Origin of the sequence: Brucella oryzae (assembly GCF_041929965.1) — a bacterium.
GTDB classification, from domain to species: Bacteria; Pseudomonadota; Alphaproteobacteria; order Rhizobiales; family Rhizobiaceae; genus Brucella; species Brucella oryzae.
This window is the reverse complement of the sequence record NZ_JBHEEO010000002.1, coordinates 117,077-142,582: the sequence shown is the minus strand read 5'-3', so window position 1 is coordinate 142,582 and position 25,506 is coordinate 117,077. Positions and strand designations below refer to the sequence as shown.

Genomic DNA, 25,506 nt, shown 5'->3' with positions numbered 1-25,506 from the left:
ATGATTGAGGTCTAGGTAGGATAAACAGGGGCCGTGTGGAAGGGGGAAAACGACGTTCAATCGCGCACAAAAGGCTTTTCAAGACTTGAAAACCCGGAAGTTTTGCTTCCGGGTTGGGGAATAGTGGGGCTTTCAGACGTTCGCGACCGGTATATTGCGCCTTTCGGCGGCGGTGCTGCGTTCAAGCAGGCGCGCGGCTTCCTGTTTGTACATCCGTTCCTTACGGCGATGTTTGCCCTGCGTGAGCCACGTCACCAGAGAGCCGATAACAACGCCAAGAAGGAGTGCGCCAAACAGCCACAAGAACAGTGGCGCATTATAGGACAGAGCAGGATTGCCCGGATTGAACGGATCGATCGTGAATTGCACCGATGCGCGATTGGCCACAGACAATGCAATCAGGACCACTGCGAGCGGCACGAGAACGATGATGGCGATGATGCGTTTTGCCGCCATGGTGTCTATCAGACTGCGCCGTTGAGACGGTCGCGCAGCTCCTTGCCAGTCTTGAAGAAGGGGACCCATTTTTCTTCCACGTCCACCGTTTCGCCGGTGCGCGGATTACGGCCGCTGCGTGCCGGGCGGTTTTTCACCGAAAAGGCGCCGAAGCCGCGCAACTCAACACGATTGCCTTCGGCAAGGGCGTTTGTGATCTCGTCGAATACCGCGCCCACGATGTTTTCGACATCGCGTTGAAAGAGATGCGGATTACGGCTGGCGATAATCTGAACGAGTTCCGATTTGATCACGGCTTTAAACCCCTGTTCTTCTGTTTGTTTCATCCGGTATTTACCGGATATTGTGTAAGTTTGCCCGGCTGGCGTCAATTCGCTTCAGGCGTACCGTCAACGTGCCAAACCGAGAGAAGTCCGTCAAGAAAGATGCGTTCCCTGGCGATTTCCTTCAATATGCCATTGGCTTCCTGCGGTACGCCGATGAGACGAGCGCCGGCATGAATGATGAGATCGCGCAACGAAAAACCCGTTTCGCTATTGACCGGCTTCCATTCCAGGCGCGGCAAATCCTTGGAAAGCCCCTTGCTCGCAAGCCAGGCAACAGCTTCCTCTTCGCCGCCCAAGCCGTCGATCAATTTTTTATCCAGCGCCTGCCGCCCGGTAAAAACGGCACCATTGGCGAGCGCGAGCGCCTGTTCATGCGTAAACGAACGACGCTTTTCGACAATGTCCACGAACCATGCATAGGAATCCATAATCATGTTGCGGATCATGCCCTTGGCCTCTTCGCTGGCCGGGCTGAAATAATTGGGTTCCGCCTTGAGTGGCGAGGATTTGATGGTTTCGACCTTTACACCGATCGTATCGAGAAGCTTCGAGACATCTGGATATTGAAACAAAACCCCGATTGAGCCGACGATGGATGTCTGTCGCGCCACGATATGGTCGGATGCGCTGGCAATCATATAGCCGGCAGAGGCGGCAAGTGTACCCACCTGGGTGACGACCGGCTTTTTCTCGGCAATCTTGCGCACGGCACCGAAAATCGCTTCGCCGCCCACTGTGGTTCCTCCGGGCGAATCGAGAATCAAAATCACACCTTTGACGGCGTCGTCCTTGGCGATCTTTTCGAGGCGCTTCAGCAATTCCTCGTTCTCGAAGATCGTGCCCTCGATGCGAACCTTGGCGATATGCGGCTGGTTGAAATTGGCGCCGCGCAAGGAGCATGAAGCGAAGGCAGCGATCAGAGCTGCGATCAGAAGCAGGAAGGCTGCGCGCCAGACCGTAAGCTTTCTGCGCAATTTCCTGCGTTCGATGATTGCTTCGGCGTCCTGAGCCATTCCCGTCCATCCGTTCGTTTAGCTAGCGCAGCTCGCGCCCGACGAGTCACCTTTTGCCTCGAATGAAGGCATGCGGCAAGTCTCTTCGATAAAGCCGGTCTGGCTAAGATAGTGCTCGAAATACATATTGTAATGAAACAGTGTAAGATTCTGAAGCTTGTCGTCAGGTTGCCTCCAACGCTGTGCCGTACATGGCTGTAACTTGTCCCCCTTTTGTGGTATCAAAGAGTTGATTAGCATTCTACTTAATTGGGTGGAATGCTAATTGGGCTGAATTATCAAAAGCATACCCCGTTCCTGCTTGCCGTTTGCGAGGCGGGTGCGATATTTTGCGCGGAATAAAGCTATTGAGCGACCGACTATTTCACCCCAAATAAACCTAATTGAAATAGAAAAGCGCGACACAGCCGCGCTTAATTATCGAATTCCATGAAAGCCGTTGAGGTATCAAACGCTATATGACCGCCGACACTACACATAGCCATGCACCGCAGAACGCGACCGCTCCAGGTCGCGGCACAGGTGGCATGCGTTTTGGTGCGTCGGAGAAAGCCGATTCGCTTTTCCATGCTGCGCAACGCCATTCGGTCCGTGTCCGGGTTTTGAAGACGGCGCTTCCGGTCGCCGCGATTATCGTGGGGGCCGTATTTTCATGGTACACGTTTCTTGCAACACCGAATACGCCTGTAAAGGTGGAAGTGAATAACGGTGGCGAAAGCGGCAAGCTCGTCATGACCAGTCCGCATCTCAACGGATATACCAAGGATAATCGACCCTATTCGATGACTGCGGCCAAGGCGACGCAGGACGCGAAGAACAGCGGTGCGATTACGCTTGAGGGTATTTCCGCCGAGTTGCCGGTTGGTGAAAAAGGCATGGCCAAGGTCGAGGCAACATCCGGCGTTTACGATAATGCCAATGGGCGTTTGCAACTTGATAAGGACTTTATTGTTACAACAGACGACGGTTTACGTGCGGTGCTGCGTTCTGCGGACGTAAATCTCAAGAGCGGGCAGATCACGACTGATAAGCCCGTCGATATCCGCAGCGGCAGCACGCATATTCTGGCCGACAGCATGCAGGTCAAAGACAACGGCAAGGTTCTGATTTTCGAGAACAAGGTTCGAATGACTGTTGACGGCAGCGTTGTTTCGCCCAACAAGGTTCCCTGAGAAGGGTGTCTGATGTGAGACAGGGAAAGTGTTCGTGCCGATTTATATCTGTGCGGCGCCTGAGTACATTCTGAAGTCAATTTTCAGACTGAAATGTGCTCGAAAACAAATTGTTAGAACGTGTTTCTGATGCAATCAGAGTGCAATACGCTCTAAACCGCTTTTTTGATCGCATTTTGCGATGCCGAATGTTCCCATTTGGCCGCAAAGTGCTTAATGTTGCGTCTGACCGCATGTCGGCCCAGGGAGGGCCGAATGCTTCGGGGAGCTGAAGATATATGGAACGCGAGACGGGCAAGATGAATAAGGGTAAGATGGCCCGCACTTTGCGGATGGGATTTGCCGTTCTGGCGCTTGGGCTTGTCGCAGCTCCGGCGGCTTCTCTGGCACAGGAAGGCGCAGCCGTGAACGGCTTGAAGCTTTCCAACAGCAAAGCGCCCGTCAAGATAGACGCTGACAAGCTGGAAATGCGCGACAAGGAAGGCATTGCCGTATTCACTGGAAATGTTGCCGTTTCGCAGGGCGATGCCTTGCTGAAGGCGGGGCAGATGACAGTCTATTACAATAAGGCCAAGAAAGACGGCGAGGCACAAGCCTCGGAGCCGGCTAGTGCTGGTGTTGGAGGTCTTGATTCATCGAGTATCGATCATATCGACATCTCGGGAAAAGTTTATCTCAAGTCCGGCACGCAGGTCGCAACCGGCGATACCGGTCGTTATGATGCTAAAAATCAGGTGATGGTTCTCCAGGGGCAGAAGGTTGTCCTGACCGATGGCGACAATATCGTGACCGGCTGCAAACTGACAGCGCATCTCGATACGGGTCGCGCTAATGTCGAAAGCTGCAAGGGCCAGACCAAGGGGCGCGTATCGATCATCATGGCCCCGAAAGATCAACAGCAGGGCGGCGCGGCGCCCAAGCAGAACTGACCGGAGCACGCGTGGGATTGTTCTGGAACAAGAAGGTCGACGGGCCGCAAGCCGCATCGCAAACTATGAACGCACCATCCGATGCCGCGGGCGCTATGCCCGGCCAGCCGGGTAAATCGGCACGCCTCAAGGGAACATTGGTGGCGCGCGGTCTTTGCAAGAGCTATCGCGGACGGCAAGTCGTCAATGGCGTGTCGTTCGGTGTGCGTGCAGGCGAGGCCGTCGGTATTCTTGGGCCGAACGGCGCAGGCAAGACGACGTGTTTCTATATGGTGACGGGACTTGTTCCGGCCGATGCTGGTTCTATCGAAATCGACGGCTTCGACGTGACGTCCATGCCGATGTATCGTCGCTCCCGTCTGGGCATCGGTTATCTGCCGCAGGAAGCCTCTATTTTCCGGGGGCTTTCGGTGGAGAACAACATCAAGGCCGTGCTGGAAGTAGTGGAAAAGGATCGCTCCAAACGTGCTTCCGAGCTGGACGCGCTGCTGGAAGAATTTCACATCGCCCATCTGCGCAAGGCACCCGCTATCTCGCTTTCCGGCGGGGAGCGCCGTCGTCTCGAAATCGCGCGCGCGCTCGCGTCACGCCCAAACTTCATGCTGCTTGATGAGCCTTTTGCCGGGGTCGATCCGATCGCCGTTTCGGATATTCAGCAGCTCGTTCGCCATCTGACGAGCCGTGGCATCGGCGTTCTGATCACCGACCATAATGTGCGTGAAACGCTCGGCCTTATCGACCGTGCCTATATTATCCACGCCGGTCAGGTTTTGACGCATGGACGTCCTGCTGAGATTGTGGCGAATCCGGACGTGCGCCGACTCTATCTCGGCGACCAGTTTACGCTCTGATATTCAGGGCATTTGCAGATCGTCTCACTTTTCTCTGGAAGTGCCCTCACGCTGACCGATCATCGGTTTGAGCCTGTCATGTTCTGTACAACGTTACAGAAAGTGCCGCTGCACCGCGACTATTTCTCCTTTTGTCCTGAAGCCGCACATTCTGAATTGACAAGCAAGGTTCATACCAGTTTTCATTCAAATGCCCTTTCAGCCTAAAATGGCTGGGAGCGGACGGCCTATTCTTCTGTAGGGGCTCGGCCCCATGTCGATGGGGTCGTCTGAAAACAAGTTTGCTGTCAAGGTAACCTGCACGTTGACCATGTTATTGGCAGGGTTTAATTGGGGAGAATAACCTGTCGCATGGCACTGTCGCCCAAGCTCGATTTCCGCCAATCTCAATCGCTGGTGATGACACCGCAGTTGATGCAGTCGATCAAGCTGCTGCAGATGACGCATATGGAGCTGGAGCAATTTCTCGACGTCGAAATCGAGAAAAATCCGCTGCTGGAACGAATCGAAGTCGCGAATGATGATTTTAGGGAGGATGAATCGGCACGCGACAGTGCCGAAACTGGCGGGGACGATGCAGCATTATCGGACGACGACTGGTTCAAAACGGATGCTTCGGATAATGCCGAGAGCCTCTCATCCACTTTCGACAGTTCGCTTGAGAATATCTTTCCAGATGATCCGGGACGCTTTGACGAGATCGGCCCCGATCTTTCCGCACAATGGAAATCGTCGGTCGGGGACGGCTATGTTGCTGGCAGCAGCTACGATATCGATCAGGTTATTGCCAGCCGCATCTCACTGAGCCAGCATGTGGCCGAACAGATCGCGCTGAGTTTTTCCAGAACGGTGGACCGGTTCATTGCGACAGCGCTCGCCGACGCGTTGGATGAAAGCGGCTATCTACGTATCGATATTGTCGCGTTTGCCCAGAATCTAGGCGTGGAAACGGTCGAGATAGAACATATTCTTGGATTGATGCAAACCTTTGATCCGCCAGGTCTTTTTGCTCGCGACCTACGGGAGTGCCTGGCGATACAATTGCGTCTCAAGGATCGTTTCGATCCGGCCATGGAAGCGTTGATCGACAATCTCGATCTTCTGGCGCGGCGGGATTTCGCGGCGCTCAAGAAACTGTGCGGCGTCGATCAGGTCGATATTCTCGATATGCTGTCCGAAATCCGTATGCTCGACCCAAAGCCCGGCGCTCTGTTCGAGGTCTCCCTGGCCGATGCAATCGTGCCGGATGCACTGGTGACACCATCGCGCGATGGTGGTTGGGCTATCGAGCTGAATGCGGCCGCAATGCCTCGTCTCATCGTCAACAACGAGTATTATGCGGAGGTGAGTACCTCCGTGAAAGCAGAGGAAAAAGCGTTTCTCTCGGACTGCATGCAGACGGCGAGCTGGCTGGTGCGCAGCCTTGATCAGCGCGCGCGGACTATTCTGAAGGTCACACAGGAAATCGTCCGGCAGCAGGACGGCTTTCTGCGCCATGGGGTGACCCATTTGAAGCCTCTTAATCTGCGGACCGTGGCAGATGCGGTTGGCATGCATGAATCGACCATCAGCCGCGTGACGGCGAACAAATTCATGGCCACGCCGCGCGGCATGTTTGAGCTGCGCTATTTCTTTACGGCGTCTATTGCCTCTTCCGAGGGTGGCGACGCCCATTCATCTGAAAGCGTGCGCCATCGTATCCGCCGGATGATTGATGCGGAAAAGGCCGATGAGGTGTTGTCCGATGATGCCATCGTGGATGTACTGAAGAAGGACGGTGTGGATATCGCGCGAAGAACGGTCGCAAAATATAGGGAATCGATGAATATTGCTTCATCAGTTCAGCGCAGGCGTGAAAAGCAGGCAAGATTGTCAGCTTCCTGATTGCGCAGCCAGGACAGTCTCACAGATTGCGCTGCGAAGATATTGTTTTAAATTAACGATTGTACCTCAAGGGCTTTGTTCTCGTATTAGGAGAGCGGCTTATGCTCTAAAATTTTGGATCTACAGATCCGTTTTTTCAAAAAAATTCTATCTTGATTTGTGGAATGAACAGTATTGCAAGATGACCAACTGGCAGGAGGACCAATTGACAACCGCCAATTCACCCAATAGAAGCCCGGCTCGCGCTGCGGCAAATATCTGGAATGCCCGGTTTCCGGGGTAACCGTGATATGTCGTTTGAGTGTGATGACATGGTTTTTGCAGACAGCGTTTAATAATCTGACTGCAATTTCTGGAAGAAATTGCGGTTGTTCATATGTGTGAAGGAAGGGCAAAGTGACGTTCCGGAATAATCCGGGCAACGGACCGGCTACTGGGGCGTTACGTAAAATAGCGATGTGCGGCGACCATCCCTTCAAGGGGCTTTATCTTGGAACAGCCACGACTTCGAAGGCTTTTGGGAAGGTGTTTCAACGCCTTGCCGGAAAGTGTGCCCAAGAAGCGTGTTTGCACCATGAATTTAGTCGGAAAACGCACAGGACGAAACGCATCTTTGATGCTGGTTCGCTTTGCGCTTCGCTCGCCTTGTGATTAGACTGAGTCCTGTGGTGTAACGCAAATGAGGTGTGCCAAATGACTCTGCGTGTATCTGGAAAGCATATGGACGTCGGTGAAGCTTTCACTACCCGGATCATAGATCGGGTGAATGAAGCTGTCGGCAAATATTTTGATCATGGCTTTTCCGGACAGGTTACGGTCACCAAGTCCGGTTCGCGTTACAGTGCGGATTGCACTTTGCACCTCGATAGCGGTGCAACTCTGCAAAGCACTGGCGACGCGCAGGATCCGCAGTTGGCTTTTGAAGCGGCTGCGGACAAGATCGAAACCCGCCTTCGCCGCTATAAGCGCCGTCTGAAGTCGCGCCCGGCTACGCAGCCAGATGCGATCTATGATGACGTTGCATATCGTGTTATGGCACCGCTGTCGGAGGAAGAGGAGGATCTTCCGGCGGATTACGCGCCGACAATTGTTGCGGAAACATCCGTCGCCCTGCGCACTATGTCTGTGGCATCGGCGGTCGTTGAGCTGGATCTGATCGAGAACCCGGTTCTGGTATTCCGCAATGCCGGCAATGATGAAGTTAACATCGTCTACCGTCGCGCGGACGGCAATATCGGCTGGGTCGATCCATCGATGGTCACCCGCCAGGCCGCGCCACGCGCCTGACGGCAAACCTGAAGCGCACGCAGCGGATCGCGATTAGGCGGCCGCGTGCGCTTCCCCAAACCGGGCCGCAAAGGCCTGATTGAAGAAGGAACGGAGAGAATGGATCTTAGTGATCTGATTCAGCCTGGGGCGATTATCCCGGCGCTGAAAGCCAGCTCCAAAAAACAGCTTTTGCAGATTTTGTCTGAGAAGGCTGCGGAACTGACCGGTCTCCCTGAGCGTGAAGTTTTCGAAACAATTCTCCAGCGTGAGCGCCTCGGTTCCACCGGGGTCGGCAATGGCGTTGCCATTCCGCACGGTAAGCTGGCGAACATCAACAAAATAGCCGGAATCTTCGCTCGTCTGGAAACCCCGGTCGATTTCGAGGCGCTGGACGATCAACCCGTCGATCTTGTTTTTCTGCTTCTCGCGCCGGAAAATGCCGGCGCGGATCATCTGAAGGCACTTTCGCGCATCGCCCGTATGCTGCGCGACGCCGATACTGTTGCCAAATTGCGCGGTACACATGACGCGCAGGCACTTTATTCATTCCTGACCGCTCAACCAGCCTCCAACGCTGCTTGAGTTCAAATAGTTTCTCGTAAACAAAACCGCCGTTCATCTCGAACGGCGGTTTTTCTTGTTCGCTTGCGAAACAATTTGTGCAGGAATGGAAACGCTCCAAGCAAAGCCATGCGGAGAAACGATACCGGCGATGACCGGTATCGCATCAAACCTTAGTGCAGCATCACTGTGCGCAGTTCGTGGTCCTGTGCGCCTTGTAGTGCGGTGGCGCGAACATCGGAGAGCACGATCGGCTCACCGCTGGCGCCGAAGAGCGCCCAAAGTTCCAGGCCCGGCTCGATCGGTGGGAGGGCAGGGAAGCTGCGGGCAAGGTCATCTGAACGGATCTTGCGCACATAGGCAACTTCACCTTCGCCGAGGTGGGCGAATTCGTTTTCGGTGAATATATGTCTGTTCATGGTCTTAGCCTCCATTTAGTCGGCATGTCATTTGCGACCATGCCGCATCAGAGCTTCACATTTTCAATATAACGGTAATGTACTGAACAAAAACTGAACAAGATCAGTCTTTCACCGCTATGTTGATTCGCTTAACCAGCCGCTCGGGTTCCGGACGGTCGAGATCAATGGCCAGAAGACCATTCTTTAGATCGCAACCGAGAACCCTCATACCGTCAGCCAGAACGAAAACGCGCTGGAACTGTCGGGCAGCTATGCCGCGATGCAGAAATTCGCGTTCGGTATCGTCGGTCTGGCGTCCGCGGATGACGAGCTGATTGTCTTCCGTCATGACTTCGAGGTCGTCGCTGGAGAAACCGGCCACCGCCAAGGTGATGCGCAAGCGTTCGGAACCCGTCTCGCCGCGCAGGCGTTCTATATTGTAGGGCGGATAACCGTCGCCGGATTTAGCGATCCGTTCCAGCGTCTTTTCCATCGTGTCGAATCCGAGCAGCAGAGGGCTCGAAAACGGTGTCATTCTTGTCATTGCATCAGTCCTTGATGAGAAGCGACCGTTATGAGGAGAACCCTTACGGCGTATCTCCTTGTTTACTGATATGGCTTGTGAAAAGCCCGACTTCAAGGGCCTATCCGGATTCCTTCGTTTCAGGATAAAACGAAGTTCGGATGCAAGATACCCGGCAATATTAATGCATGTCTCCCAAAAGTGGGAACCGGTTTTGGGATAAAGACATGCATAAAAACAAAAACTTAAAGCGTGTCGTAAGAGTACGATAAAACGCGACACGCTTTAGGGTGTTGCTAGAGCACATCCCGAAAAGTGTGAAACGCCTACGCAGGGAAATCAGTCCACTGGACTGACTTCTGATTCTACTTCGATCAGATAAGATGCGCGTAAAAAAAATAGTTAGAGCGCCGATCTGATTCAATCAGATCGAAACGCGCTCTATCGACGTGCTTCTGCAAGTGCTGCACCGAAAGCCGTTGCAAAGCTTTCGCGGTCATCCGGCGTGAGGAAGCTCCCGATCGCGACACTCCTTTCACGACTTTCGACGCTCATGCCTGTGATTCCTATATCCGGCTTTCGCGCAACCTTGAAGCGCGTCCAGAATGGATTGAAGCGATGCGCCGTCATTTTGCCGGACGCTGCATATTTGCGAATATGTAAGGCAGAGCGTGACATGGAGATTTCCTCGCGAGCACGGGCTGCGCGGTAATTCCAGCGAAAAGCCAGATAAATCAGCAGAACATCGAGACCGAAAAACCCGAAGATCGGCCACGCGCCGATGGACCAGAAAAGTATGCCGACGAACATCCAGCAGGCGATCAGAGCTCCCATGAGGATGATGAAGCCTGTGCGCCCCAATGAACGATAGGGGGTCAACAGGGCTTCGAAAATGGGTTTGTCGAACCGGTCAGGTTCTGCGCCGTCTGGATGGTACATCGTTTTCAGATCATCTTGCAGGGCTGTAACGGGCCTGCGTCAAGCTGCTGATTGTTTTGTCGATAGGGAAACCATTATAGAGGCGGAATGGAAAAGGCCAAAATCAAATCGCCTATGAACGCTTCTCCTGCCGCGCCCCGCCAGCGTCGTGTGCGGGGTACGCTTTATACAGCGGATGAAATTCATGAGATATTCCGCCGTTTCTCCATCCAGAGACCGGAGCCGAAGGGCGAGCTTGAACATGTGAATGCCTTCACGCTCCTTGTCGCCGTTGTTTTATCGGCACAGGCCACCGATGCGGGGGTCAACAAGGCGACCCGTGGGCTCTTTGCCGTTGCCGATACGCCGCAGAAAATGCTGGCTCTTGGAGAGGAAAAAGTCGGCGACTACATTCGCACCATAGGTCTTTGGCGCAACAAAGCGAAGAACGTCATTCTCCTGTCCGAAGCCCTGATTCGCGATTATGGCGGTGCGGTGCCGGGAGATCGGGATGAGCTGGTAAAGCTGCCGGGCGTTGGCCGTAAGACGGCCAATGTGGTGCTGAACATGGCTTTTGGCCAGCCGACAATGGCGGTGGATACGCATATCCTGCGCATCGGCAACCGGATCGGCCTTGCGCCGGGAAAAACGCCGGAGGCAGTCGAAGCCATTCTGGTGCGGGTCATTCCCGCAGAATACATGCTTCATGCGCATCACTGGCTGATCCTGCACGGGCGTTATGTGTGCAAGGCGCGCAAGCCGGAATGTGAGAAATGCGTGATTGCCGATATCTGCAAATATCCGGCGAAAACCTGCGACGTGCCTGCGCCTCTTATCCCCTTGCCGCCACAGGTTTAGAGCGCATCCCGAAAAGTGTGAAACGGTTTTCGGAATAAGATGCGCGGTTCAAAACAAAACAGTTAGAGTGCCTCGCGCTGCGAGATGGCTTTATGCAGATGCACCATCATTGTTGCCGCAAAAAGCGGTGTCAGCAGATTGACGATGGGAATAGCCATGAAGCCCGCAATCAACAATCCGGCCAGAAAGACCGTTACGCCATAATGCGACCTTAGTGCCTTGGCTTCGGATTCAGATCGGTAGCGCATGGCTGCAAACTCGAAAAACTCCCGTCCGAGCAGATAGGCGTTGATGACGAAGAATGCGATCAGATTGACGCCGGGTATGAACAGCATCAGCAAGGCGACAATATTGCCGAGGATGACGATACCGAGAAATTTCAGCGAAACGACAACGGAACGGGCAATCGGCAAGGATGTGCCTGGAGGATCGCCCGGATAGTCCTCGCGCTCGACCACTTCTGCCACGTCATCGAGAAACAGGCCCGCCACAAGTGCGGTGACGGGTGCAATCATTAATGCCAGCACAAGCGCTAGACCAAGGCCTGCGACGATGGCGGCGGCGATACCGAACCAGCCCGCCCATCCCGGCATTCCGGGCAAAATCTGCTCCATCCATGGCCAGGCAAAAGTAAAAAAGATTTGACGGACTGCGGCCCAAAGGCCGACCAGCAGCAATAGCGTCAATCCGAGTGTCTTCCAGAAAACCGCGCGCAGTTCCGGTGTTGTCAGGCGTTTCAGGGCCTTCAAGGCAGCATCCAAGATCATTTTCGACCCAATTCTGACTGTGGACGAAGAGGGAAATAGGTATGCCTTCACCTTGGCGCAACCTGCACTACCCACAATGTGGGAGGTGTGCAGGGTAGCCAAAGGGGTTGCAAACAGCTAAACCGGCACGCACATGACTGTCGCATATCCAGCCTGATGCATGTTGCGGAAAAGTGCATAGCCACTTTCCGATAATGATCTGCTCCAGGCGGACAGGAGACTAATCAAAAGGGGAGCTTCTCGCGCTCATGGCCACATTTGACGTTCTTTGCATCGGCAATGCCATTGTCGATATTCTTTCGCGCACCGATGACTCTTTTCTGGAAACGAATGGTATCGTCAAAGGCGCGATGAACCTGATCGATGCAGAGCGTGCGGAATTGCTCTATAGCCGGATTGCCGGCCCGGCGACGGAAATGTCCGGCGGCAGTGCCGGCAATACGGCAGCAGGGGTAGCAAGCCTCGGCGGACGTTCAGCCTATTTCGGCAAGGTGGCAACCGATAATCTTGGGCGCGTTTTTGCGCATGATATCCGCTCGCAGGGCGTCGCCTTTGATACACGCCCGCTGGAGAAAGGATCGCCGACCGCTCGCTCCATGATTTTTGTGACGCCGGATGGCGAACGCTCGATGAACACCTATCTTGGCGCCTGTTTGGAGCTGGGACCGGAGGATGTCGAGACCTCCAAGGTTTCCGATGCGAAGGTGACTTATTTCGAAGGCTATCTTTGGGATCCGCCGCGTGCCAAGGAAGCGATCGTGATGGCATCGAAGATCGCTCATGAGAAAAATCGCCAGATGGCAATGACGCTTTCTGATCCGTTTTGTGTCGACCGATATCGTGAGGAGTTTCTGGAACTCATGCGTTCGCGCACTGTCGATATCGTCTTTGCCAACGAGGAAGAAGCCAAGTCGCTGTATAAGACGAAGTCGCTTGAGACGGCGATAGCCTCCATGCGCATGGATTGCGCGCTTTCGATCGTCACCCGTTCTGAAAAAGGCGCGATCGTCGTTACGCCTGATCAGACCTTGACCGTCCCTGCTATTGAAATCGATGCACTGGTCGACACGACAGGGGCAGGTGATCTCTACGCAGCCGGTTTCCTTTATGGGTATACCAAAGAGCGTTCGCTTGAAGATTGCGCCCGTCTCGGTTCACTAGCGGCAGGCCTCATCATTCAGCAAATGGGTCCGCGTCCACAGCTCAGCCTGCAGGCTGCTGCAAGCCAGGCTGGGCTGGCATAAGGGTTTATTCCGGCCTGATGATCCGGTCGCGCTGAAGCTCTTCTTCGGTGCGCCCGGGACGACTTTTGTAGACAGGCAATGTCCAGCCGAAATAAAGCGCGCCGCCGCGAACAACAAACGCGATCAGGGCGGCTGCAATGGCACATATGGCAGGCTCGATTTGCAGCCACGCAAGCAAAACATAAAGACACGCACCGGCGAGCGAAGCCGTGACATAGATTTCACGGCGCATCAGCACAGAAGGCTCGCCAGCCACCATATCGCGTAATATGCCGCCGAGGGTAGCGGTGGATATGCCTGTCACGATAGCGACGGATGGCCCGAAGCCAAGTGCCATCCCCTTGGCTGCACCTAGCACGGTATAAGCGGCCATGCCGATGGCATCGAGCCAGAGCAATACGCGGTAGCGCGACTCGACCATATGGGCCGTGAAATAGACAAAGATGGCTGCCAGTGTACCGGCCAGCAGATAAGCGGGTTCGACAACCCAGAAAACCGGTGCACCAAGGACGAGATCACGCAGCGTTCCACCACCGATGCCGGTAATATTGGCAAGGAACAGGAATCCGATAATGTCGAGCTGGCGGCGCGAAGCGGCAAGTGCACCGGTCGCAGCGAAAACGAAAACGCCTGCGAAGTTCAAAAACTCGGGAATCGTCACGCTGCAGATCTCCTCCACATATCCAGTGACAACTTTTCACCGGTTTGCTGCAATAGCAATATGCACATTACTGCAAACCAGACTGCAGATATGAAAAGAGCGGCAGACAAAGCTGCCGCTCCCGGTTCATCGGCTCTTGCTGAAATCAGCCATTACCATCGGTAGTAGCGCCACCATTATCAGCGGTTGCCTTCGGACCGCCTTTCGAAACGCCGACCATAGCCGGGCGCAGAACCCGGTCGCCAATGGCATAACCGTCTTGCACGACCTGCACGACGGTGTTGTTCGGCAAGTCCGGATTCGGTACTTCGAACATGGCCTGATGGAAATTCGGGTCGAACTTCTGGCCTTCCGGTTCCAGTTTCTTGACCCCGTGACGCTCCAGGGCAAGCAGCATGGCGCGTTCCGTCATTTCGACGCCGTCTGCGAGCGATTTCAGGCTCGCATCCGTCGCCAGAGCATCGGTAGGGATAGCTTCGAGTGCACGGCGCAGATTGTCGGAAACCGACAGCATATCGCGGGCGAAGTTGGTCACGGCATAGGCGCGTGCATCCTGCACATCGCGCTGGGTGCGCTTGCGCAAATTTTCCATCTCAGCCGCAGCACGCAGCAGCTGGTCCTTCAACTCACCGTTGTCTGCTTCGAGCATGGCGATCCGGTTTGCGGTTTCATCTACGGCCGCCTCAGCTTCATCTTCGGCCGCTTCCGCACGCGCTTCTGCCTTGCGCGCCTTCAAAAAATCGTCGGCGGCACGGTTCAGCGCCTCACGATCCCGGGGATTGTTGATGTCGCGCTGCTCAAGATCGGGGTTCTGGGATTTGTTTTTTTCGTCAGCCATAATGCTACTTCCGTCTTGAATAACTTCTGGGGCGGATATCGAGTTTCATGCCAATAAAATCAAGGTCTATTTTCAGGGGCATGGTTAGCCCCGGCAAGTCTGACAGTTACCGCAGGAGTCGGGATACGATTTGGGCGGTATAGTCCACCATCGGCACGATCCGCGCATAGTTGAGCCGTGTAGGCCCGATGACTCCCAAAGCACCAATAACCCTTTGCTCGCTGTCGCGATAGGGGGCGACCACCAGTGATGAGCCGGAAAGGGAGAAAAGCTTGTTCTCCGAGCCGATGAAAATGCGCACGCCCGAACCGGCTTCGGCAAGATCGAGAAGCTGGACCATGCCATCCTTGGTTTCGAGGTCATCGAACAGATGACGCAGGCGCTCGATATCTTCCTGCGCATGGATGTTTTCCAGAAGATTGGCGCGTCCGCGAACAATCAGCCGCGCTGGTTGATCCGTTCCGGCGCCGCTCCAGACTGCCAGCCCCTGGGAAACCAGTTCCTGCGACAGCTGGTCAAGTTCCTGCCGGGTTTCTTCTGTCAATTTTTTCAGTTCGGCTTTGGCTTCGGAAAGCGTGTGGCCGTGAATATGCGCATTGAGAAAGTTCGACGCCTCGACCAGCTGCGAGTTGCTGATCCCGATGGGCAGATTGACGACCCGGTTTTCGACATCGCCATTCTGCATGACCAGAACGGCGAGCGCTCGCGTCGGTTCGAGACGAACGAATTCAATATGTTTCAGTGCGCCTTCCGCCTTGTTGGCAAGCACGAGACCCGCGCCGCGCGACAAGCCTGAAAGGACCTGGCTTGCTTCGGTAAGGACGCTTTCGACAGAGTTGTTCGTGCCGGCGGACCGGACTTGCGCTTCGATGGAGGAACGTTCCTCCGGAGGCAGGTCGCCCACTTCCAGAAACGCGTCAACAAAGAAGCGCAGACCGATCTGCGTCGGGAGGCGTCCGGCTGAAATATGCGGTGCGTAGATCAGGCCCAGATGCTCCAGATCGCTCATGACATTGCGGATGGTTGCAGGCGAAAGCGCGTGCGGCAGAAGCCTTGACAGATTGCGCGAGCCGAGAGGATCGCCCTCGTTGAGATAGGTTTCCACAATCAACCGGAAAATATCGCGCGAGCGCTGATCGAGCGAACTCAAAAGCTGGTGTTCCGGCGGTTTTATCATGTTATGGTAGCGAACCTTATGAATAGCGTACGATAATATAAGATTGTAAGTCGAAGCGTCAAAGTCTTTAGCTCTGTCCTGGCAGAGCTCTCAACACTTCTCGACCTATCTTTGGGCTGGCAAAGCGCAAAATTCCTTTCTATTTGCTCCCGGGGCGCCTAAAAAGCCGCACAGAACCGTTTGAATCCCTAAAAACTCGATCAAGGAAATTGATATATGCGTCCATCCAAGCGTGCTGCCGACGAAATGCGCGCCGTTTCTTTCGAGCGCGGCATCTCCAAACATGCGGAAGGCTCCTGCCTGGTCAAATTCGGCGACACCCATGTTCTGTGCACGGCAAGCCTTGAAGAAAAGGTGCCAGGCTGGATGCGCAACACCGGCAAGGGCTGGGTCACGGCGGAATATGGCATGCTGCCGCGTTCGACCGGCGACCGCATGCGCCGTGAAGCCGCCGCTGGCAAGCAGGGCGGTCGCACGCAGGAAATCCAGCGTCTGATCGGACGATCCTTGCGCGCCGTCGTGGACATGCAGGCGCTGGGCGAAGTGCAGATCACGGTGGACTGCGATGTCATTCAGGCCGATGGCGGCACGCGCACGGCAGCCATCACCGGCGGCTGGGTGGCCCTGCATGAATGCCTGCGCTGGATGGAAGCGCGCCAGATGGTGCGGGTCGAGAAGGTTTTGAAGGACCATGTCGCCGCCATTTCCTGCGGCATCTATGAAGGCGCTCCTGTTCTCGATCTCGACTATGCGGAAGATTCCGTCGCCCAGACCGACAGCAATTTCGTCATGACCGGCACCGGCGGCATTGTTGAAATTCAGGGCACCGCCGAAGGCACGCCTTTCTCGGAAGAAGAGTTCCTGAACCTGATGAAGCTCGCACGCAGCGGCGTCGATCGTCTTGTGTCCCTGCAGAAGATGGCCGTCGCCTGACGGTTCGCGTTATTCCGGCTCTGGCGGCCTGCAAATGGCGTTCTTTTTCGCTTCCGGTGCTCATGTACTTTAAGTACACTTCGCTCCGGGTCTTAAAGACCACCATTTTCGGCTCGCCATAACCGGAATCTCACTGAACCGCATACCGTATCGGATGCGTCGCAACCGAAGGGAAATCCATGCGCGCTGCACGTATTCTTGAAACGGCACTCTATGTTCGTGACGTTGCCGAAGCGGTAGAATTCTATCGCAACACGATGGGGCTGGAACCGGTGGGGCAGCTCAGCGAACGCAATGCTTTCTTCCGTTGCGGCGATGGCATATTGCTGCTCTTCAAGGCGGAGGAGACATTGAAGCCGCCTTTACCCGGCCATCTGCCAGTGCCGCCGCATGGCACGCACGGTCCCGGCCATGTCTGTTTTGCCGCAAGCCGGGAGGAGATGGAGGGGTGGCGGAAACATCTGGAACGACATGGCGTTGCCATTGAGGCCGAGTTCGATTGGCCGAATGGCGCGCATTCGATTTATTTCCGCGATCCATCCGGCAATTCGCTGGAGATTGCCGAACCCAAACTATGGAAATGAAAATGAGAACGCTGGAAAAGGGCAAGCTGATTGTCGCCTCGCATAACGCAGGCAAGCTGAAGGAATTCGACGGGCTGATCGGTCCGTTCGGCTTCGATGTCAGCTCTGTTGCAGCACTTGGCCTGCCGGAGCCGGACGAGACCGGCACCACGTTTGAGGAAAACGCCTATATCAAGGCGCTTGCTGCGGCAGAAGCCACCGGCTTGCCCGCATTGTCCGATGATTCCGGCCTGATGGTTGATGCGCTGGACGGCGAGCCGGGCGTTTACACGGCCAACTGGGCCGAGGCCGAAGACGGTACGCGCGATTTTGACATGGCGATGCGCAAGGTCGAAGATCTTTTGCAGGAAAAGGGTGCGACGACTGCGGACAAGCGCAAGGCGCGTTTCGTCTCCGTCATCTGCCTTGCATGGCCGGACGGCAAAGCGGAATATTTCCGTGGCGAAGTGGAAGGCGTGCTGATCTGGCCGCCACGCGGCACGACCGGCTTCGGCTATGATCCGGTGTTTCTGCCGGATGGTCATGAAAAAACCTTTGGCGAAATGACCGCCGACGAGAAGCACGGCTGGAAGCCGGGCGACGCCGAGGCCCTGTCGCACCGCGCCCGCGCTTTCAAACTTTTTGCCGAAAAGGCGCTCAGCGTGGAGCCGGTTTCCGCGAAATGAACAAGCCGTTTCCCTCTTCACCGGCGTTAGCGGACGGCGTGAGCACGATTCCCATCGCGCGTGCGAATGGGGAAACCGCATTCGGCGTTTATGTTCACTGGCCGTTCTGTCTGGCCAAATGCCCTTATTGCGACTTCAACAGCCATGTCCGCCACAAGCCGGTCGATCAGGCGCGGTTTTCCGAGGCCTTCCGGCGCGAGATGGAAACGCTGCGCGAACGCACCGGCCCGCGCACCGTCACCAGCATTTTTCTGGGCGGCGGCACACCGTCGCTGATGCAGCCCGAAACGGTGGGCGCGCTTCTTGATGGCATTGCCTCGCATTGGTCTGTTGCGCCGGACATCGAAGTGACGCTGGAAGCCAATCCGACCAGTGTGGAAGCCGACCGGTTTCGTGGCTATCGCACGGCAGGCGTCAACCGCGTGTCGCTCGGCATTCAGGCGCTGAACGATCCCGATCTGCGTCGCCTCGGGCGCATGCATTCGGTCGAGGAGGCGAAGGCGGCCATTCGACTGGCGCGCGAGATCTTTCCGCGCTTGTCGTTCGATCTGATTTATGCGCGCCCGAACCAGTCCATCGAGGCCTGGCGCGAAGAGCTGAAGGAAGCCATCGGATTGGCTGCCGATCACCTCTCGCTCTATCAGCTGACCATTGAGGAAGGCACGCAGTTCTACAATCTCTGGAAGGCTGGAAAGCTGACCACACCGGAGCCGGATCATGCCGCAGCGCTTTATGAAGAAACGCAAAGGGTGACGGCTGAGCATGGCCTTCCGGCCTATGAGATTTCCAATCACGCAGTGCCGGGGCGTGAGTCGCAGCACAATCTGGTCTATTGGCGCTATGGGCAATATGTCGGCATCGGCCCCGGTGCGCATGGGCGTTTCGTGGAAAACGATGTGCGCACGGTGACCATGACCGAAAAACACCCGGAAACCTGGCTGGACAAGGTCGAACGCAGCGGCCACGGCATTATCGAGGAGGAATATCTCGATGGCGGGCAGGAAGGCGATGAGTTCCTGATGATGGGGCTTCGTCTGCGCGAAGGCATTGATCTGGATCGCTACAAGCGGCTATCGGGCCAGAGCGTTGACCAGAAGCGTCTGGCGAAACTGATTGCCGAGGGCATGATCGAACCAATGGGCGGTAACATCATTCGTGCAACGCCGGACGGTGCGCTGGTGCTGGATGCATTGGTCGCCGATCTGGCCGCATGAGGGATAAGCAATGACTGAAGATACGGGCGATGGGCGACGGGAATATGTGGTGGGCGGCACGACGATGCGCGCCCGTCCGCTGGAGCCCGCCCTTTATATCGTCTCGACGCCGATTGGTAATCTTGGCGACATGACGCTGCGCGGCATCGAAACGCTTGCCGCAGCTGATGTTCTGGCCTGCGAGGACACCCGCGTGACCCGCGTTCTCCTCGACCGTTATGGTATAGCGCGTCGCCCCATCAGCTATCACGAACACAATGCCGCCGAGGCCGGTGAGAAGCTGATTGCCGCGCTGACGGCGGGCAAAAGTGTTGCGCTGGTGTCGGATGCGGGCACGCCGCTCGTTTCCGATCCGGGCTTCCGGCTGGTCGGCGAAGCGCGCGAGGCGGGTATTCGCGTTGTCCCCATTCCCGGCGCTTCCGCCGTTCTGGCAGCCCTTGCCGCTTCGGGCCTCCCGACCGATGCCTTCATGTTCTGCGGCTTCCTGCCCTCCAAGCATGGGCAAAAACAGGCGAAGCTCGAAAGCCTCAAGGGCATCGAGGCGACGCTGGTTTTCTATGAATCGCCCAACCGGACGGCAGCGACGCTGGCCGAAATGGCTGAAGTGTTCGGGCCGGATCGTCTGGGTGCGCTCTGCCGTGAACTGACCAAGGCCTATGAGACCATTCGCACCGCGCCACTGGGTGAGCTAGCGGCGGAATTCGACGGCGAGGATCGCATTCGCGGTGAAGTGGTTCTGCTGGTCGGTCCACCCACGGGCAACGCCATTCCGCAAAGCGAGGAAGATATCGACAGGCTGCTTCTGTCGCTTGCCGCCGAACTGCCGCCATCCAAGGCCGCAGGCGAGGCGGCGCGCATGACCGGCGGGCAGAAATCGGTTCTCTATCAGCGCCTCATGCAACTGAAATCGGATCAGCGATGACAGAGCTGCGCGAGAAAAAGCGCATCGCTTTCTTTCGCGGACACAGCGCTGAACGCTTTGCGGCGATGGCGCTTCTTTTGAAAGGCTTTCGCATCGTCGCGCGGCGCTATCGGACTCGACTCGGCGAAATCGATCTGATCGCCCGGCGGGGCAATCTGGTGCTGATCGTCGAGGTCAAGGCGCGCAGCAGCCTTGAAGCCGCGCATCTCGCCGTCACGCCGCAGGCCATGCATCGCATCGAAGCCGCAGCCGATCTGTGGCTGCAATGCCAGCCCGACCATGACTGTCTGTCGCTGCGTTTCGACCTGATTGCCGTGCTGCCGCGCCGCTGGCCGAAACATGTTCCGGCCTTCTTCACGAGCGGCGGTTACCGATAAGCCTATGTAAACCCTATAAAAATTGTGGGATATATTTTCGGCCTTACGGGAAATTAAAATCCCGCAATCGACCGTTTTGAGAAAAAGTGATGCTCGCCGTGATTTTCACGCGCAAGCCCGTTTCTTATAAATCTCCCGCTCTCCATGGATAATGGCGCCAACTTTCACAAGGCGTATTTCCACACGCGAAACCGGTCTCCACTTTCGCTGGAAATGCTCTCAAGGATGGCATCGTGTCTCTACCGCAAAAGCGTTTACTGGCTGATTTTCCTGCCTTCTTCCGGGTGTCGGAAGAGGTGGTAGTCGTCGTTGGCGGCGGCGAGGAAGCCTTGAACAAGGCGCGCCTCGTGGCGCAGACATCCGCGCGCCTGCGCATCGTGGCCGAGGAAACCGAACATCATCTGGCCGATTTCATCGCAAGCCATGGTGCGGAGCATGTGGCGGCACCTTTTGCCCCGGAACATGTCGCGGGCGCAAAGCTGGTTTTCGTGGCGACCGGCGATGAAGCGCAGGATCGCGCCATTGCTGCCGTGGTCAAGGCGGAGAAGGTTCCGGTCAATGTCGTTGACCGTCCCGCCCTTTGCGATTTTCTGACGCCTGCCATCGTCAACCGTGCGCCGCTGACGATTGCCATTGGTTCGGAAGGAAGCGCTCCGGTACTGGCGCAGATGGTTCGTGCGCGCATTGATGCCGCCTTCTCGCCGCGCCTTGGCGAGCTTGCGCATTTTGCCGAAAGCTGGCGTCCGCTGGTCGAGCGCGCACTGCCCAAGGGGCTGGCGCGCCGCAGTTTCTGGCGCGGTTTCTTTTCGGGCCGTGTTGCCAAGGCAATCGAAAATGGCAACCACGTGGAAGCCTATAAGGCTGCTAACGACCTGATCGAGCAGCGTGACAGTGCCGCCGGTTATGTCTGGCTGGTCGGCGCCGGTCCGGGTGCCGAAGACCTGCTGACCCTGCGCGCCCATCGCGCTTTGATGGAAGCCGATGTGATCGTGCATGATGCGCTGGTGCCGGAAGGCGTGATCGCCATGGGTCGCCGCGATGCCGAGCGTCTTGCCGTCGGCAAGCGCAAGGGCTGCCATTCCAAAAGCCAGGAAGAGATCAACCGCCTGCTGGTTTCGCTCGGGCAGCAGGGCAAGCGCGTTGTGCGGCTGAAATCCGGCGATCCATTGGTGTTCGGACGCGCAGGCGAGGAAATGACGGCGCTGCGTGCCGCCGGTATCGGTTTCGAGATCGTGCCCGGCATCACCTCGGCCTTTGCTGCCGCTGCCGATATGGAATTGCCGCTGACGCTGCGCGGTGTCGCCTCGTCGCTGGTGTTCACCACCGGCCATGACATGACGGGCGATGTGCTGCCGGGCTGGGCGAAGCTCGCCGTCTCCGGCGCAACCATTGCTGTCTATATGGGCTCGACCGTCGCCGCATCGGTTGCCGCGCGCCTGATTGCTGCGGGTCTGCACGAAGATACCGCGGTTGCGGTGGTGGAAAATGCGAGCCGACAGGACAAGCGCCTGTTCCACGGCACGCTCAAGGATTTGCCGGATCTGGAAAGCCGCAAGGAGCTTTCCGGCCCGGTCATGGTGATCATTGGCGATGCCGTTGCCGGTGCCGCAATCGACAAAGCCGAAGCGCTGGCCCTCAAGCCGGTTTCCGTCGCAGCCTGAACCCGCAGGATGCGCGGTTAACAAAAGTTTGGAGTTTGGAAATGGTTGTAAAAGTTCTCACTGCAAACCGGCTGATCGACGGGCAGGCTGTGTGGCTCGGTGCCGACGGTTCGTGGCAGGAAACAATCGACGGCGCGCTGGTCGCCCGGCACGCCGAGGCCGTCGAGGCGCTTGAAGATGCGGGCAATCTGGCTGCGAAGGCCAATCTGGTCGTTGATGTGAATGTGATCGATGTCGAGGAGCGCGGGGAGGGGCTTTATCCGATCCGCCTGCGCGAGCGCATCCGCCTGTCGGGACCCTCCATCGTTACATTCGGACATGCGCCGCTGAAACGTGCCTCCTGATCTTGTTGTTGGAATAGCTCATGTACCGTTATGATGAATTCGACCGCGATTTTGTTGCGGCCCGCGTTGCCCAGTTCAAGGATCAGGTTGAGCGTCGCCTGTCAGGAGAACTGACGGAGGACCAGTTCAAGCCGCTGCGCCTGATGAATGGCCTTTATCTGCAATTGCACGCCTATATGCTGCGTGTGGCTATTCCCTATGGCACGCTGTCGAGCCGCCAGCTGCGCAAGCTCGGCCACATCGCGCGCGTTTATGATCGCGGCTTCGGCCATTTCACCACGCGCCAGAATATCCAGTATAACTGGCCTGCCCTGAAGGACGTTCCGCGCATTCTGGAAGAACTGGCGGAAGTCGAAATGCACGCCATCCAGACCTCCGGCAATTGCATTCGCAATGTGACCGCTGATCATTTCGCAGGCGCTGCCGCCGACGAAGTGGCTGACCCGCGCCCGTTCGCCGAAATTCTGCGGCAGTGGTCGTCGCTGCATCCGGAGTTTTCCTATCTGCCGCGCAAGTTCAAGATTGCCATTGTCGGCTCGGAGCATGACCGCGCCGCCATTCAGGTGCATGACATCGGCTTGCAGCTGAAGAAGAACGAGGCGGGCGATCTGGGACTGGCGGTCTATATTGGCGGCGGTCAAGGCCGCACGCCCATGGTGGCGAAGAAAATCCGCGACTTTCTGCCCATCGAGGACATGCTGACCTATGTGACGGCCATCGTGCGCGTCTATAATCTGCATGGCCGTCGCGACAACAAGTTCAAGGCGCGCATCAAGATATTGGTCCATGAAACCGGCATTGAGGAACTGACCCGCGAGATCGACGCTGAATGGGAAAATATCCGTGATAATGAGCTGAAGCTGCCGCAGCGCGATATAGACACCATCGAAAGCTATTTCCGCATGCCGAACTTGCCGCAACGGCCGGAAGGCTGGGAAGTGCTGGCTGTTACCCAGAAGGCCGACGCGGAATTTGCAAGCTGGGTGGCGCGCAATGTCACGCCGCACAAGCACCCGGATTATGCCGTCGTCACCATTTCGCTGAAACCCATTGGCGGCATTCCGGGCGACGCAAGCGCCGAGCAGATGGAACTGGTGGCGGATATTGCGGAAACCTATTCCTTCGATGAAATCCGCGTCAGCCACGAGCAGAATCTGGTTCTGCCGCATGTGGCTAAGGCCGATCTCGCAGCTGTCTACGATCTCCTGCAATCGGATGGTCTGGTGACGCCGAATGCCGGTCTCATCACCGATATCATCGCTTGCCCCGGTCTCGACTATTGCGCCCTTGCCAATGCGCGCTCAATCCCGGTGGCGCAGCGCATTTCCGAGCGTTTTGGCGATCAGCAGCGCCAGCTTGAAATCGGCGATCTCAAGATCAAGATTTCCGGCTGCATCAATGCCTGCGGCCATCACCATGTCGGCCATATCGGCATTCTGGGCGTTGAGAAGAAGGGTGAGGAACTCTATCAGATCACGCTTGGCGGTTCGGCGGATGAGCAGTCGGCCATCGGTGAAATCACCGGGCGCGGCTTCTCGTCGGAAGCTGTGGTGGATGCCATCGAAACCATTGTCGATACCTATCTGGCCTTGCGGGAAAGCCCGGAGGAAACCTTCCTCGCCGCCTATCGCCGCGTTGGCATGGAGCCGTTCAAACGCGCGCTTTATGGAGAAATAAGCCGTGCAGCTTGATGCTGAAGAAAGTGCTGCCGCCGAAGCCCGCCTTCTGGAGGCAAGCCACGGCGCGTCTACCCCGCAGGAAGTGATCGCGCTCGTCACGCGCGAACTCTATGAGGGGCAGATCGCGGTCGTCTCTTCCTTCGGGGCGGAATCGGCGGTGCTTCTGCACATGATCTCGGAAATTGATCCGGCGACACCGGTTCTGTTTCTCGATACGGGAAAGCACTTTCGGGCAACGCTCGATTATCGTCACGATCTGGTGGACCGGCTGGGGCTGACCGATGTGCAGGATGTCCTGCCGCTTGAGGACAGTCTTAAAAGCGATGATCCGTTCGGCGCGCTGTCGATGACCGATAAGGACCGCTGCTGCTTCATCCGCAAGGTTGAGCCGATGGCGCGCGCCGTCGCGCCCTATCGTGCCTGGATGACCGGCCGCAAGCAGTTTCAGGCGTCGACACGCCAAAGCCTGCCGGTTTTCGAATCGGTCGGACCGCGCATCCGCATCAATCCGCTGGCGCGCTGGCAGGCAGCCGATCTCAAGGCTTATGCGGAAAAGCATGATCTGCCGCCGCACCCTCTGACGGCGCAGGGCTATCGCTCCATCGGCTGTATGCCCTGCACGCGGCCCGTGAGCGATGGCGAGGATCAGCGTGCCGGACGCTGGGCGGGGTCGGAAAAGACAGAATGCGGCATCCACCTGACTGGCCTTGCCGACAGCCTTAAGACACTGGGAGCCGTGGACCGGAAATGAGCGATATCAACGAAACCAAACTCTGGTCTGCCGATGGCTTTCGCGAAGACGATTATATCTTTGCCGACGATCTTGAAGCGGCGGGCGACGCCCCGGCGATCATTATTCCGTTCTCCGTCTGGCTTGGACTGGATGAAGAGCGCCGCCGCGCTTCCAACCGCCGGATCGGTGTTACGGTTGCGCCGGGCGAAGCCATTGAACCGCTTCTCAAGGAGCTGGACAGCCTGCCGTTGATCGCCTTGCAGTTCCCGGCTTTCAACGACGGTCGCTCCTATTCCAAGGCCGAGATTTTGCGCCGCGAAGGTTTTGCGGGCGAGTTGCGCGCCGTCGGCGATGTGCTGATCGATCAGGCCGCCCTGATGCTGCGCACCGGCTTCGACAGCCTTCAGGTGACCAACAAGGTTGCCCAAGGTCGTCTCGGCGAAAAGCGGCTTGTCGATACGCCCGGCTATTATCAGCCGGGACGCGGTTCCGTTCCAGAGGAGGGTGGGTTTGCCTGGCGTCGCGTCAAGGCAAGTTAGGCACATC

At 56.7% G+C, this 25,506-nt stretch carries 29 protein-coding genes; 19 read left to right on the top strand and 10 right to left on the bottom strand.

All coding sequences use genetic code 11. From position 1 onward, the window contains the following. Positions 1 to 132: 132 nt before the first annotated feature. The 3 genes from JNC70_RS02565 to sppA all read right to left on the bottom strand — a co-directional run bounded on the left by JNC70_RS02565 (position 133) and on the right by sppA (position 1,795). A complete protein-coding gene (locus JNC70_RS02565) occupies positions 133 to 456 on the bottom strand; it encodes a lipopolysaccharide assembly protein LapA domain-containing protein (RefSeq protein WP_104757095.1) in 324 nt (107 codons plus the stop codon). Between the two features lie 8 nt (positions 457 to 464). Beyond that, positions 465 to 749 carry an integration host factor subunit beta gene (locus JNC70_RS02560; RefSeq protein WP_004687882.1) on the bottom strand — a complete coding sequence of 95 codons (285 nt, stop codon included), beginning with the start codon at positions 747 to 749 and terminating at the stop codon, positions 465 to 467. Positions 750 to 823: 74 nt separating this feature from the next. Then, on the bottom strand, positions 824 to 1,795 hold the full coding sequence (gene sppA, locus JNC70_RS02555) for a signal peptide peptidase SppA (RefSeq protein ID WP_104757093.1): 972 nt from the start codon (positions 1,793 to 1,795) through the stop codon (positions 824 to 826). A 458-nt stretch (positions 1,796 to 2,253) separates the two neighbouring features. Between sppA and lptC the strand changes: the two genes are divergently transcribed. The 6 genes from lptC (at position 2,254) to ptsN (ending at position 8,482) form a co-directional block, all read left to right on the top strand. Further along, positions 2,254 to 2,967, top strand: coding sequence for an LPS export ABC transporter periplasmic protein LptC (gene lptC / locus JNC70_RS02550; protein ID WP_104757091.1), 714 nt, complete (start codon positions 2,254 to 2,256; stop codon positions 2,965 to 2,967). A gap of 278 nt (positions 2,968 to 3,245) precedes the next feature. Further along, the gene (locus tag JNC70_RS02545) at positions 3,246 to 3,896 is read left to right on the top strand and encodes an LptA/OstA family protein (protein WP_104757089.1); all 651 of its coding nucleotides are present in this window, start codon (positions 3,246 to 3,248) and stop codon (positions 3,894 to 3,896) included. A 65-nt stretch (positions 3,897 to 3,961) separates the two neighbouring features. Then, positions 3,962 to 4,747: an LPS export ABC transporter ATP-binding protein gene (gene lptB, locus JNC70_RS02540; RefSeq protein WP_208623492.1), complete on the top strand. Its 786-nt coding sequence runs from the start codon at positions 3,962 to 3,964 to the stop codon at positions 4,745 to 4,747. A 351-nt stretch (positions 4,748 to 5,098) separates the two neighbouring features. Continuing rightward, positions 5,099 to 6,631 carry an RNA polymerase factor sigma-54 gene (rpoN, locus tag JNC70_RS02535; RefSeq protein ID WP_104757086.1) on the top strand — a complete coding sequence of 511 codons (1,533 nt, stop codon included), beginning with the start codon at positions 5,099 to 5,101 and terminating at the stop codon, positions 6,629 to 6,631. Between the two features lie 693 nt (positions 6,632 to 7,324). After that, complete coding sequence (hpf, locus tag JNC70_RS02530; protein ID WP_104757084.1) at positions 7,325 to 7,918, top strand: ribosome hibernation-promoting factor, HPF/YfiA family; 594 nt, start codon at positions 7,325 to 7,327, stop codon at positions 7,916 to 7,918. 99 nt (positions 7,919 to 8,017) lie between these two features. Next, positions 8,018 to 8,482: a PTS IIA-like nitrogen regulatory protein PtsN gene (gene ptsN, locus JNC70_RS02525; RefSeq protein WP_006465889.1), complete on the top strand. Its 465-nt coding sequence runs from the start codon at positions 8,018 to 8,020 to the stop codon at positions 8,480 to 8,482. A gap of 152 nt (positions 8,483 to 8,634) precedes the next feature. Here the strand turns inward: ptsN and JNC70_RS02520 are convergent, their stop codons facing one another. From JNC70_RS02520 to JNC70_RS02510, 3 genes are all read right to left on the bottom strand, one after another. After that, a complete protein-coding gene (locus JNC70_RS02520; protein WP_010658006.1) occupies positions 8,635 to 8,880 on the bottom strand; it encodes a BQ00720 family protein in 246 nt (81 codons plus the stop codon). 103 nt (positions 8,881 to 8,983) lie between these two features. Then, positions 8,984 to 9,406 (bottom strand): Hsp20 family protein, encoded by a 423-nt coding sequence (locus JNC70_RS02515; RefSeq protein WP_104757083.1) that lies wholly within the window; start codon positions 9,404 to 9,406, stop codon positions 8,984 to 8,986. A gap of 420 nt (positions 9,407 to 9,826) precedes the next feature. Further along, complete coding sequence (locus JNC70_RS02510) at positions 9,827 to 10,324, bottom strand: DUF2244 domain-containing protein (protein WP_104757082.1); 498 nt, start codon at positions 10,322 to 10,324, stop codon at positions 9,827 to 9,829. Between the two features lie 87 nt (positions 10,325 to 10,411). On the opposite strand from JNC70_RS02510, the gene nth reads away from it, so the two are divergent. Further along, a complete protein-coding gene (nth, locus tag JNC70_RS02505) occupies positions 10,412 to 11,161 on the top strand; it encodes an endonuclease III (RefSeq protein ID WP_104757080.1) in 750 nt (249 codons plus the stop codon). Between the two features lie 62 nt (positions 11,162 to 11,223). On the opposite strand, the gene JNC70_RS02500 is transcribed toward nth, so the two are convergent. Further along, entirely contained in the window at positions 11,224 to 11,928 is a 705-nt protein-coding gene (locus tag JNC70_RS02500) for a sulfate transporter family protein (protein WP_104757078.1), read from the bottom strand. A gap of 248 nt (positions 11,929 to 12,176) precedes the next feature. Here JNC70_RS02500 and JNC70_RS02495 point away from each other — a divergent pair, with 248 nt between their 5' ends. Then, positions 12,177 to 13,172, top strand: a complete 996-nt coding sequence (locus tag JNC70_RS02495; RefSeq protein ID WP_104757076.1) for an adenosine kinase — start codon at positions 12,177 to 12,179, stop codon at positions 13,170 to 13,172. Between the two features lie 4 nt (positions 13,173 to 13,176). On the opposite strand, the gene JNC70_RS02490 is transcribed toward JNC70_RS02495, so the two are convergent. From JNC70_RS02490 to hrcA, 3 genes are all read right to left on the bottom strand, one after another. Then, positions 13,177 to 13,833 carry a trimeric intracellular cation channel family protein gene (locus JNC70_RS02490; protein ID WP_104757075.1) on the bottom strand — a complete coding sequence of 219 codons (657 nt, stop codon included), beginning with the start codon at positions 13,831 to 13,833 and terminating at the stop codon, positions 13,177 to 13,179. A 145-nt stretch (positions 13,834 to 13,978) separates the two neighbouring features. Beyond that, positions 13,979 to 14,671: a nucleotide exchange factor GrpE gene (gene grpE, locus JNC70_RS02485; protein WP_104757073.1), complete on the bottom strand. Its 693-nt coding sequence runs from the start codon at positions 14,669 to 14,671 to the stop codon at positions 13,979 to 13,981. 106 nt (positions 14,672 to 14,777) lie between these two features. Continuing rightward, positions 14,778 to 15,848 carry a heat-inducible transcriptional repressor HrcA gene (gene hrcA / locus JNC70_RS02480; RefSeq protein ID WP_104757071.1) on the bottom strand — a complete coding sequence of 357 codons (1,071 nt, stop codon included), beginning with the start codon at positions 15,846 to 15,848 and terminating at the stop codon, positions 14,778 to 14,780. Positions 15,849 to 16,064: 216 nt separating this feature from the next. On the opposite strand from hrcA, the gene rph reads away from it, so the two are divergent. The 11 genes from rph to JNC70_RS02425 all read left to right on the top strand — a co-directional run bounded on the left by rph (position 16,065) and on the right by JNC70_RS02425 (position 25,499). Beyond that, the gene (rph, locus tag JNC70_RS02475) at positions 16,065 to 16,781 is read left to right on the top strand and encodes a ribonuclease PH (protein ID WP_104757069.1); all 717 of its coding nucleotides are present in this window, start codon (positions 16,065 to 16,067) and stop codon (positions 16,779 to 16,781) included. Positions 16,782 to 16,960: 179 nt separating this feature from the next. Next, entirely contained in the window at positions 16,961 to 17,365 is a 405-nt protein-coding gene (locus tag JNC70_RS02470) for a VOC family protein (RefSeq protein ID WP_104757068.1), read from the top strand. A 2-nt stretch (positions 17,366 to 17,367) separates the two neighbouring features. Further along, complete coding sequence (gene rdgB, locus JNC70_RS02465; RefSeq protein ID WP_104757066.1) at positions 17,368 to 18,030, top strand: RdgB/HAM1 family non-canonical purine NTP pyrophosphatase; 663 nt, start codon at positions 17,368 to 17,370, stop codon at positions 18,028 to 18,030. Beyond that, positions 18,027 to 19,244, top strand: a complete 1,218-nt coding sequence (hemW, locus tag JNC70_RS02460; protein WP_104757065.1) for a radical SAM family heme chaperone HemW — start codon at positions 18,027 to 18,029, stop codon at positions 19,242 to 19,244. Before rdgB ends, hemW begins: the two co-directional genes overlap by 4 nt. A 10-nt stretch (positions 19,245 to 19,254) precedes the next feature. Continuing rightward, complete coding sequence (gene rsmI, locus JNC70_RS02455; protein ID WP_104757063.1) at positions 19,255 to 20,166, top strand: 16S rRNA (cytidine(1402)-2'-O)-methyltransferase; 912 nt, start codon at positions 19,255 to 19,257, stop codon at positions 20,164 to 20,166. Next, positions 20,163 to 20,543 carry a YraN family protein gene (locus JNC70_RS02450; protein WP_104757061.1) on the top strand — a complete coding sequence of 127 codons (381 nt, stop codon included), beginning with the start codon at positions 20,163 to 20,165 and terminating at the stop codon, positions 20,541 to 20,543. Before rsmI ends, JNC70_RS02450 begins: the two co-directional genes overlap by 4 nt. 233 nt (positions 20,544 to 20,776) lie before the next feature. Continuing rightward, positions 20,777 to 22,204, top strand: a complete 1,428-nt coding sequence (gene cysG / locus JNC70_RS02445; protein WP_104757060.1) for a siroheme synthase CysG — start codon at positions 20,777 to 20,779, stop codon at positions 22,202 to 22,204. Positions 22,205 to 22,245: 41 nt separating this feature from the next. Then, entirely contained in the window at positions 22,246 to 22,548 is a 303-nt protein-coding gene (locus tag JNC70_RS02440) for a DUF2849 domain-containing protein (protein ID WP_104757058.1), read from the top strand. Positions 22,549 to 22,568: 20 nt separating this feature from the next. Then, a complete protein-coding gene (locus JNC70_RS02435) occupies positions 22,569 to 24,239 on the top strand; it encodes a nitrite/sulfite reductase (RefSeq protein WP_104757057.1) in 1,671 nt (556 codons plus the stop codon). Further along, entirely contained in the window at positions 24,229 to 24,978 is a 750-nt protein-coding gene (locus JNC70_RS02430) for a phosphoadenylyl-sulfate reductase (protein ID WP_104757056.1), read from the top strand. Before JNC70_RS02435 ends, JNC70_RS02430 begins: the two co-directional genes overlap by 11 nt. Beyond that, positions 24,975 to 25,499 carry a DUF934 domain-containing protein gene (locus JNC70_RS02425; RefSeq protein ID WP_104757055.1) on the top strand — a complete coding sequence of 175 codons (525 nt, stop codon included), beginning with the start codon at positions 24,975 to 24,977 and terminating at the stop codon, positions 25,497 to 25,499. Before JNC70_RS02430 ends, JNC70_RS02425 begins: the two co-directional genes overlap by 4 nt. Positions 25,500 to 25,506: the final 7 nt, after the last annotated feature.